Here is a 9,161-nt window from a genome sequence, read left to right on the forward strand (position 1 = left end):
GCCTTCGTCGAGAAGAGCGGTCACAGCCTGTCCGACGAGGATCGCGGTGCTTCGGTCTGTTCGACGTAGGTCATGCAGCCACTCCCGGACCTCGCTGACGATCTCCAGGCGATAGGTCACGACATGTCCCCTTCGGGGCAGAGGGTTCAGTACCTGAGTGTACTGCGGCCCGGCCATCGCGCGAGCCAGCCGCGTCACTCCGGTCGACGGCCTGGCCAAGACCGCACCGACCCGCTCGCACGGCGACCCGCAGGCGGGACCTCGTACGACTACGACCAACGCCATGCGGCCCAGACCCGGAGGCAACGTGCCCATCGAACGCGCCGCGCTTCTCCTCGACGGGCTGACCGGGATGTTCACCTCGTTGGGGTTCGACGCTCTCCAGGACGAGGTGTTCCGGAACCTGGTGATCGCCAAGCTGGTGGAGCCGACCTCGATTCTGGACACCGGCAGGGTCCTGACGGACCTCGGCGCCGCACCGGCGAGCGAGAAGACGATGCGTCGTGCCCTGCTCCGCGCCCGCCACGGCGGCTACCGCGGCAGGCCCGCCGCGCTGTGCTTCGCCCACGCCGTGGCCGCCAGGGTGGATAAAGCTGTGACGGGCTTGCAGCTACACGAGAGAGTCGCGTGACTGAAGTAGTCGCAGTGCCGCGAGTGCATCCGCGAGCGGGATGCGCTCCTGTTCGAGGCGTCGATGCCGTACCCAGGTGGGGTCGGTAAGGGCACCGTACATGGCGCGTTCGTCGGCGGTCAGGTACGGTACGTCGCGGCGTCTGCCGGGGCCGAGCGGTGTGCTGCGGCGATCGAGTGAGGTACCGAATCGCTCGTACCGTTCGAACGTCACCATGTCCATGAGCACCGTTCCCCGGTCTTCGGGTTGGCCAGCGCCCACAGGATCGGCATGCCCGTCGGGGTGCAGACCAGGTAGAGCTTGAGCCCCCAGTAGAACCGGGAGTGCGACGCGCAGTAGCCGTAGCCGGCCCAGCCGGCCAGCTCCGAGCGTTTCACGGTCGGCCGGGACATCCCGCACGGCACCGGGGTGGCGTCGGTGATCCAGTGGTTGTCGAACCAGAAGTCACTGTCGACGGCGAGCACCCTGATCACCTCCTTGACCAGCGGTAACGCCGTCTTCAGCCGCCGGTTGTAGCCGGACTGGCCCGGCAGGTACGGGAACATCCCGGCCAGGTGTTTGCGGGCGTGGCGTAGCCAGCGTGCTTCGGAGCGGTGGCCGAGCAGGGCTTGGGCGACCGCGAGGCAGACGAGTTCGGAGTCGCTCAGCGTGGGCGGCCGGCCTGTTCGTCGCCTCCCTCCGATCCGGTCGTCGATCTTCACATAGAGTGCGGTCAGGAGGGTTTCCAGGTCTTGCGTCACAACTCGATCTTGGAAGCCCTCTCTCTATTCACGATCACCGCCCGCCCAGCGTTCGGACTTACTCGTCTAGCGGACCGCCCGCGAGCGGCTTAGCGGGACTTTCCGTTCCGATGCTCCAACTAGCGCGAATCGCATCGGATGCGAACACGCGTCACCCTGCATACGAGGTTGCACCGAGGGGCCGTGGCCTGGGCTTTTATGGGTCCGGAACGCGGAGGATCATCGTCTCACGGCGCGCCGCACGGTTGCGCGCGGGCCCCTGATCGGCCGTTTCGCATCAAATGCAAGGATTCTGCATCGGATGCGGATGGGTTGGGGGTTACGGTAGGTGGCGGATCGGGAGTCGGTCGCGGGAGCAGCGGGGTTGTACCTCGTGGCTGGGGTGCCGCTGCTGCGGGCGGACGAGCAGGTGTTCGCGGCGATGATCGAGGGCTGGGCCAGTCAGCAGACGGCCCGCAATCTGGCGGCGGGCACGGTCGAGGGGCGGGTCCGCGCGGTACGGGCGTTCGCTCGGCACGCGGAGGCGTATCCCTGGGCCTGGACGGCAGCGATGGTCGACGACTGGTGCACCGATCTGCGGGCGGTGAGGAACCTGCGCCGCTCGACGCTGCGGAACTACCAGGAGGCGGTCCGGCTGTTCTGCGCCTACACGACCGATCCCGCCTACGGCTGGGCGCAGCGCTGCGAGCAGGAGTTCGGCTCGCACCCGGTGCAGGTCTGCCACGAGTGGAACACCGCGGTGCACGCTCAGCAGGCCGAGAGCGACCCGGGCAAGCGGGCGTTCACGCTCGACGAGCTGCAGGCGTTCTTCGATCACGCAGACGAGCAGGTCAGCCGGATCCGCGCGGCCGGGCGCAAGGGCTGGCTGCCGGCGTTCCGTGACGCGGTGCTGTTCAAGGTCGCCTACTCCTACGGGCTGCGCCGCCGGGAGGTGCGGATGCTCGACCTCGCCGACTTCGGCCGCAACCCGCACGGCCCCGAGTTCAGCGACTACGGCGTCTGCCAGGTCCGGTTCGGCAAGGCCTCGAAGGGTTCGCCGCCGAAACGGCGCAGCGTGCTGACCGTCTGGACCTGGACCCCTGAGATCCTCGACGAGTGGGTGAGCGACTTCCGGCTGCTGCTCGCCCCGGACGGCGGCCCGGCTCTCTGGCCGTCCGAGCGGGCCCCGCGGGTCGCGCTGACGCAGATCAACGCCCGGTTCGCCACCTACCGCGACGCCCTCGGCCTGGACCAGGCCCTCGACGTCCACGCGCTGCGCCGCTCCTACGTGACCCACCTGATCGAGGACGGCTACGACCCGCTGTTCGTCCAGCAGCAGGTCGGCCACGAGCACGCCTCGACGACCGCGATTTATACCTGCGTGTCCTCGGACTTCCGGACGCGCACTCTGCGCCGCGCGCTCGATCAGACCTTGGCCGCGGCTCTGACGCCGACGGAGAAGGCGCGATGACGGTCAGGCGGCAGGTCAGCTACCAATGGCGGCTGCGCGAGGTGATGGCCACCCGCGGCCTTTTCACCATCACCGACCTTGTCCCGCTGCTCGCCGAACGGGGCATCACCCTGTCGGCCTCGCAGGTCCACCGGATCGTCATCGGAACCCCGGAACGGCTCTCGCTGCCGGTGCTCGCCGCGCTCTGCGACATCCTTGAGGTCACCCCGGCCGAGCTCATCGCGACCCGCGCGGTCAACGCCGCGCCGCGACGGGCGGCCGTCGGCGACGGCCCGGCGCCGGTCGACCTGGCCGGTGAGATCCGGCCGAAGCGGGCCCGGCTGCGCCCCGAGTGACGGCCCGGACCGGCCGCTACACCGCTGAGCAGTACGAACGCTGGCACATCCGCGTCTGCGCACGCTGCGCCCGGCGGGCGTCTCTGTCGGCGAACTGGTCGGACGGGCCGATCTGCCGCAGCTGCTACGACCGGGCCGCCCGGACCTACGGCCGCTGCCCCGGCTGCGCTGCCGAACGTCTCCTGCCCGGCCGCCGGGGCGACGGGACAGCGCTCTGCCGGGACTGCGCCGGCATCACCCGCGACTTCTTCTGCTCCCGCTGCGGCTTCGAGGGCCTGCTGCTCGGCGGCCGGCTTTGCGAACGCTGCACCCTCACCGACCAGCTCACCACCGCCCTCGACGACGGCACAGGGAACGTCAGCCCACCGCTGATGCCGCTGCTCGACGCGGTGCGCGCGATGCCCAGGCCGAAAAGCGGCCTGGCCTGGCTGCGCAATGCCCGGGTCCGCGAACTGCTCGCCGACCTGGCCGCCGGGCGCATCGAGCTGACGCACGAGGCCCTGCACCCGCTGCCGAACTGGCGGACCGTCGCCTACCTCCGCGACCTGCTGATGGCCTGCGGCGCGCTGCCCACCGTCGACAAGCAGCTGCTGCACCACGAGACCTGGCTGCACCGCCAACTGACCGAGCTCGACGGCCAGCCCCATGCCCGGCTGCTGCGCCAGTTCGCGACCTGGTCGCAGCTCCCCCGGCTCCGCCACCGGGCGGCAGCGCGCCCGCTGACCACGCACAGCCGCAAGACGGCGGCAGAGCAGTTCACCCAGGCCCGCCTGTTTCTGACCTGGCTCGACGAACGCGGCCGGACCCCGGCCACCCTCGCCCAAGCCGACGTCGACGGCTGGCACGCCACCCACCTCGACCACGCGAAACGTTCCCTGCGGGCGTTCCTGACCTGGGCGATGAGCAGCGGCCAGCTACCCCACCGCGACCTGCCCCGCCTCCGGATCGCCCGCGCCGAGCCACTCACCCAACGCCACCGCCTCGACCTGGTGAAAGCCGTCCTCACCAGCGAGACCGGCACGTCGTCGACCCGCGCGGCGGCCTGCCTGATGCTGCTCTACGCCCAGCCCGCCAGCCGGATCGTGCGCCTCACCGTCGACGACATCACCACCGACGACGGCCAGGTCCTGCTACGGCTCGGCGACCCGCCCGTCCCGGTGCCCGAACCGTTCGCCGCTCTCCTCCTGGCCGCCGCGGCCCAGCGGAGCAACATGAACACCGCCACAAACCCGGACAGCCGCTGGCTGTTCCCCGGCCGCCGCGCCGGCCAGCCGATGCACCCCGGCAGCCTGCTCGACCACATCCGCACTCTCGGGATCCCGAACCAGGCCGCCCGCACCGCCGCGCTACGCCAGCTCGTTTTGCAGGCCCCGGCTCCGGTCGTCGCCCAGGCCCTCGGCTACCACCCGACCACCACCCAGTGGCACCGCGCCGACGCCGGCGGAACCTGGACCCACTACGCCCCAGGTGACCACGGCAGACAGACGCCGACCGCCAGATAGCTCGCCGCGTCGCCGCAACGGTCGAAGGAGAAGAGTCATGCTGCCGCCGGACAATCATGTGCACAGCCAGTGGTCATGGGACGCGCCCGCGGGGTCGATGGAAGATACCTGTCTACGTGCGCTCGAACTCGGGCTGCCCTCGGTGGCGTTCACCGAACATGCTGACCTCACTCCCTGGACCCACAAACCAGACGAGGAGGTCCCAGACGCGTGGCGCCCTCTGCTCGCCGAAGGCGTCCTGACTCCGCCCCCGCTCGACCTGGACGGCTACCGAGAATGCCTGGCGTCGTGCCGGGAACGCCATCCTGAGCTGCGCATCCTGTCGGGCATCGAGCTGAGCGAACCTCACTGGCACACCGCCCGCGCCGAGACGCTGCTCGGCATGGGTCCCTTCGAGCGGGTACTGGCCTCGATCCACTCCGCGCCGGCCGCCGACGGCTCCGGCTTCACCGAGGTCTCCCGCCAGTACATCGATCAGCAACCGGACAAGGTCGTGCGGGCCTACCTGTCCGAGACCATGCGCCTGATCGAGCAGTTCGCGGCGTTCGACGTCCTCGCGCACATCGACTACCCGGTCCGCTCCTGGCCCGCGGACGCGAGGCCCTACGACCCAGACGACTTCGAGGACGAGTACCGCGACGTGCTGCGCTGCCTGGCAACTGCCGACAAGGTCCTCGAAGTCAACACGCGGGTCCCGCTGCACCGCCAGGTGCTGGCCTGGTGGCACGAGGAGGGCGGCCAGGCCATCACCTTCGCCAGCGACGCCCACGACCCTGGCGCACTCGCCCGAGGCTTCCGCGACGCCGCGCGCATGGCTGAGGCTTCGGGCTTCCGCCCAGGCCCAGATCCGCATGCCTTCTGGGGCCGCAGCTGACCCGTCGGGCGATCGCCAGTCCTGCCTCGCCCGCCGGCCGCCCGCACGCGAGCGGTCTCCACACCCCGCAAGCCCTCACAACCAGTGACGGTCAACGGCTCGATCTTGGGAATACAGGCCACCCGAACACGCGATCCTGCCAGTCTCGCGGGCCGTTCCAGCGTTATCTGGTGGTACGGCCTGTTCTCCCAGGTCAGGGCGTTGGGCGACCGTAAGCCAAGTAAGGCAGGTTACCTGGGCATGCGGACCTGGCGGTCAGCAGGTCGCGCGGGGCCCGGACGGCAACGGACCGGGCCCCGCGCGAATGCCGTGGTCAGAGTCCTTGCGTCAGGAAGACGGCGTCCGGGACCTGAACGGTCTCGGGGGCGGTGCGGGGGAGGAGACCGAGGATTTGGGCGGCGACGTACTGCGCCGACATCATGGCTCCCTCCTGCCAGCCGGGCAGCGGGGATGCCTGGTCACCGACGACGTAGAAGCGGCCGTCACCCTCGGGCTGGAGGAGCTGCTTGTAGGCGACCTGGTGGTCGGGGTCGGCCGGGTCCCAGTCGGCCCAGCCGCCGAGCTGGTGGGGCACCTTGTGCCAGGCGATGGTGACGCCCAGGTCCTGGGGCACGGTGGTCTTCTCCAGGAACTCCCGGTGCAGCTGAGCCGCGCCGTCTCGGGCCAGGCGCAGTCGCTCGTCCGGCGCGAGCTTGCCCGTCTCCTTGGCGTTCTCACCGAAGTTGTAGGCCCCGGTGAGGGTGCCCGTCTTGGAGAAGTAGTCGTTGGACGGGTACCAGAACTGGGTGATGGGGTGGTCGGTGAAGTTGATGCCGCCGTAGATCTGGTTGTGGTCGTCCTCCCAGAACCGGCGGTTGGCCTGCCAGCCGACCTTGCATGTCGGCGCGAAGTCCACCGCTTCCACGGCGTTGCGGAACTCCGTGGAGAAGCCGGTCAGCGTGAGCTGCTTCAGCACCGGCAGCGGGATGTTGCTGACGCAGTAGTCGGCCGACGCCGTCAGCTCCTGGCCCCCCGAGTAGTAGGTGATGCTGACGCCGTCGCCCGTCAGGTCGACCGAGGTGACCTCGGCGTTCAGCTGGACCGTCGCGCCATACTCGGTGGTGATCCGTTCGGTGAGAGCGTGGACGATCTTGTCCATGCCGCCGACCGGCTGGAACATCGTGGCCTGCCACATGTAGTCCACGGGCTGGTAGAAGCGGTGCTTCCAGAACTCCGAGGTGACCAGATCGGACAGGGGCAGCGGGGGCGCGGGCGTGGGGTGCTCGTGGACGTCGAGGGGCTCGGCGTAGCCGGAGCGGGTGGAGCCGTGGTACTCACCCTCCTCGTCCAGGTCGCCGAACTTGCGCAGCAGGTCCCGCAGCAGGCCGGTGAACTCGTCGTCCCCGGTCAGGGTGGCGGACAGGAGCGCGGCGAGGTGGCCGCGGGTGTCGTTGGCGACGCGCCGGTTGCGCCAGGGCTGGCCGGGCGGGGTGTGGCCCGCGCGGTGCACGACGTTCGCCGTGGTCTCCATGACGTACGGCTCCAGCGCCACCCCGAGGTCGGTGCAGTACTTCAGCACCCGGCGGTGGTGGTACGGAATGCGGCCGGGGCCGAGGTTGAGGTACAGGCCCGGATCGAAGGCACAGGTGTGGGTCAGCTCCAGACTGCCGCCCTCGCCGTCGAGTTCGTACAGCTTGTCGCCGTTGCGGACGGTGCGGCTGCGGCCGCCGGTTCGGGACTGCGGCTCCAGGACCGTGCACCGGTAGCCGAGCCTACCCAGTTCGTAGGCGGCGGTCAGTCCGCCGATGCCCGCGCCGAGGATCAGCACCGACTTCTCCTCGCCGGCCGCCGCGCGTGGTGCGGCGGCGAAGTCCGGCGCGGCGCCTTCGCCGGAGCTCAGCGGGCCGGCGAGGCCGGACATAGCTGCGTAGAGTGCCTGTGCGGACGGGACAGTCGGCGTGCGCGTGGTCATGGATCACCTTTCGGGTCGGGCGCAAGGGTGCCGCTCCCGGTTCGCCCGGCCCCTGCGAACTGCCCGGTGCAGAAACCCGCAGGTGGGCCACCGAGTGGCGGAGCGTTTCACGAGCGACCACCTATGAAACGGCCTGCGCCATGATCAATCTCAGCGCTAACCACGGTTCCATTGATCCCCGAGGCCGTCATCACCCAGACCGGGTGATGACGGGCGGAGCGGCGTCGGGCCGGGCACGCGGGATATCCGCGGCGGCCGGCCGGGCCGGCGCATCTACGTGGCCTGTTCGCGCAGGTCACGGGGGTGGACCTCCTCCACCACTACTCCAAAAATCTTGACCTCCTCAACGACCTTAAATGGCTACTCAAAGTAATAAAAGATAACGAAAATAACGACGAACCCGACGAACCGGATCTTCACGACCAAGCGGCCCGCCACCGCGGAGGCCGCCCATGAGCGGCGCTCACCAGGCTGATCCCTGGCGCAACACCATCCTCCTTGGCGACGCCCGCACCCGTCTGGCCGACCTGCCGCCGGCCTCCGTGGACTGTGTCATCACCAGCCCGCCGTACTACGGCCTGCGGGACTATGGCACTGCCGGGCAAATCGGCCTGGAAGCCGATGTTGCCAGCTGGGTGGCCGACCTCCGCGCCGTCCTAGCCGAAGTCGCTCGGGTGCTCAAGCCCAGCGGCGTGCTGTGGCTGAACCTCGGTGACGGCTACGCCCGCCATCCCCGGGAAGGCGCCCCGGTCAAGAGCCTGCTGCTCGGCCCGGAACGGCTGGCCCTCAGCCTGCTGGCCGACGGCTGGCGCTTGCGCAACAAGGTCATCTGGGCCAAGACCAACCCGATGCCGTCAAGCATCCGGGACCGGCTGAGCGCCAGCTACGAAGTGGTCTACAGCTTCACCCGGGCCCGGTCGTACTTCTTTGACCTTGATGCCATCCGGGTGCCGCACCGCAGCGCCCAACCACCGCAGGCCAGCGCCACCGGCCGGGCCTATCCCCCGGCTTCGGCCGTGGCAACCGTCAACCGCACCCGGCGGACCAACCGCAACACCGGGCTCGGCAGCCTCAAGGTCAACGGCCTCACCGGCCACCCGCTCGGCAAGAACCCGGGCGATGTCTGGTGGTTGGCCACCGCCGGCTACCGGGAGGCGCACTTCGCGACCTTCCCGATCGCGCTGGCCGAGCGGCCGCTGCTGGCCAGCTGCCCGGAGCGGGTGTGCGTGGGCTGCGGGAAGCCGTGGACGCGGGAACCGGCCCGCCGGCGCGGCCACTTGGCCGTGCTCGGCGAGCTGCGCCCGAGTTGCGACTGCCAAGTCGGCTTCCGGCCAGGCGTGGTGCTCGATCCGTTCCTGGGCGCCGGCACGGTGGCTGTGGCGGCCGAGCGGCATGGCCGGGAGTGGGTGGGGATCGAGCTGAACCCGGAGTATGCGGCGCTGGCCGAGGCGCGGATCGTCAAGGCACGGACGAAGATCGCAGCCGGTCGGGTTGGAGAGGCACAGGCTTCGCCCGAGGTGTCGGCGACGCCAGCTGCAGCCGGAGCCGTGGCGGCATCTACGGCGGGTCCTGACCAGCGAACCAGAGCGGTTGCCCGGCAGGTAGCTACTCGTACTGCAGCCGTACGCCCGCATGATCCGCGAGCTGCTTGATGTGGCGGGTTTTGCGGGCGGAGTCG

Annotated in this window: 7 protein-coding genes and 2 pseudogenes; 6 read left to right on the forward strand and 3 right to left on the reverse strand. The window is 69.9% G+C overall.

What is annotated here, in order from left to right:
- Positions 1-343: 343 nt before the first annotated feature.
- Positions 344-580: pseudogene (locus AC5LSR_RS21570) on the forward strand (IS1634 family transposase); the annotation flags it as partial.
- Positions 581-610: 30 nt separating this feature from the next.
- On the opposite strand, the gene AC5LSR_RS21575 reads toward AC5LSR_RS21570, so the two are convergent.
- Both AC5LSR_RS21575 and AC5LSR_RS21580 read right to left on the reverse strand, forming a co-directional pair.
- Positions 611-853: a Wadjet anti-phage system protein JetD domain-containing protein gene (locus AC5LSR_RS21575; protein WP_493468907.1), complete on the reverse strand. Its 243-nt coding sequence runs from the start codon at positions 851-853 to the stop codon at positions 611-613.
- Positions 854-858: 5 nt separating this feature from the next.
- Positions 859-1,371 (reverse strand): annotated as a pseudogene (locus AC5LSR_RS21580) (transposase family protein); the annotation flags it as partial.
- Positions 1,372-1,744: 373 nt separating this feature from the next.
- Between AC5LSR_RS21580 and AC5LSR_RS21585 the strand changes: the two are divergent.
- Genes AC5LSR_RS21585 through AC5LSR_RS21600 form a run of 4 tightly spaced genes read left to right on the forward strand, consistent with a single transcriptional unit; the run spans position 1,745 to position 5,532 of the window.
- Entirely contained in the window at positions 1,745-2,821 is a 1,077-nt protein-coding gene (locus tag AC5LSR_RS21585; protein WP_250285755.1) for a tyrosine-type recombinase/integrase, read from the forward strand.
- Entirely contained in the window at positions 2,818-3,156 is a 339-nt protein-coding gene (locus tag AC5LSR_RS21590; protein WP_250285754.1) for a helix-turn-helix domain-containing protein, read from the forward strand. Before AC5LSR_RS21585 ends, AC5LSR_RS21590 begins: the two co-directional genes overlap by 4 nt.
- The gene (locus AC5LSR_RS21595) at positions 3,153-4,658 is read left to right on the forward strand and encodes a site-specific integrase (RefSeq protein WP_250285753.1); all 1,506 of its coding nucleotides are present in this window, start codon (positions 3,153-3,155) and stop codon (positions 4,656-4,658) included. The genes AC5LSR_RS21590 and AC5LSR_RS21595 overlap by 4 nt, the downstream gene beginning before the upstream one ends.
- 37 nt (positions 4,659-4,695) lie before the next feature.
- The gene (locus AC5LSR_RS21600) at positions 4,696-5,532 is read left to right on the forward strand and encodes a PHP domain-containing protein (protein ID WP_250285752.1); all 837 of its coding nucleotides are present in this window, start codon (positions 4,696-4,698) and stop codon (positions 5,530-5,532) included.
- Between the two features lie 313 nt (positions 5,533-5,845).
- Here the strand turns inward: AC5LSR_RS21600 and AC5LSR_RS21605 are convergent, their stop codons facing one another.
- The gene (locus tag AC5LSR_RS21605; protein ID WP_250285751.1) at positions 5,846-7,483 is read right to left on the reverse strand and encodes a flavin monoamine oxidase family protein; all 1,638 of its coding nucleotides are present in this window, start codon (positions 7,481-7,483) and stop codon (positions 5,846-5,848) included.
- A 452-nt stretch (positions 7,484-7,935) separates the two neighbouring features.
- Between AC5LSR_RS21605 and AC5LSR_RS21610 the strand changes: the two genes are divergently transcribed.
- Positions 7,936-9,135, forward strand: a complete 1,200-nt coding sequence (locus AC5LSR_RS21610) for a DNA-methyltransferase (protein WP_250285750.1) — start codon at positions 7,936-7,938, stop codon at positions 9,133-9,135.
- Positions 9,136-9,161: the final 26 nt, after the last annotated feature.

The organism is Protofrankia sp. CiP1_Cm_nod4 (assembly GCF_982290645.1).

Excerpts from the sequence above, each read along its gene's own strand:
- AC5LSR_RS21600 (WP_250285752.1), top strand. The coding sequence starts at position 4,696 with ATGCTGCCGCCGGACAATCATGTGCACAGCCAGTGGTCATGGGACGCG.
- AC5LSR_RS21605 (WP_250285751.1), bottom strand. The coding sequence starts at position 7,483 with ATGACCACGCGCACGCCGACTGTCCCGTCCGCACAGGCACTCTACGCA.
- AC5LSR_RS21590 (WP_250285754.1), top strand. The coding sequence starts at position 2,818 with ATGACGGTCAGGCGGCAGGTCAGCTACCAATGGCGGCTGCGCGAGGTG.
- AC5LSR_RS21575 (WP_493468907.1), bottom strand. The coding sequence starts at position 853 with ATGGACATGGTGACGTTCGAACGGTACGAGCGATTCGGTACCTCACTC.
- AC5LSR_RS21610 (WP_250285750.1), top strand. The coding sequence starts at position 7,936 with ATGAGCGGCGCTCACCAGGCTGATCCCTGGCGCAACACCATCCTCCTT.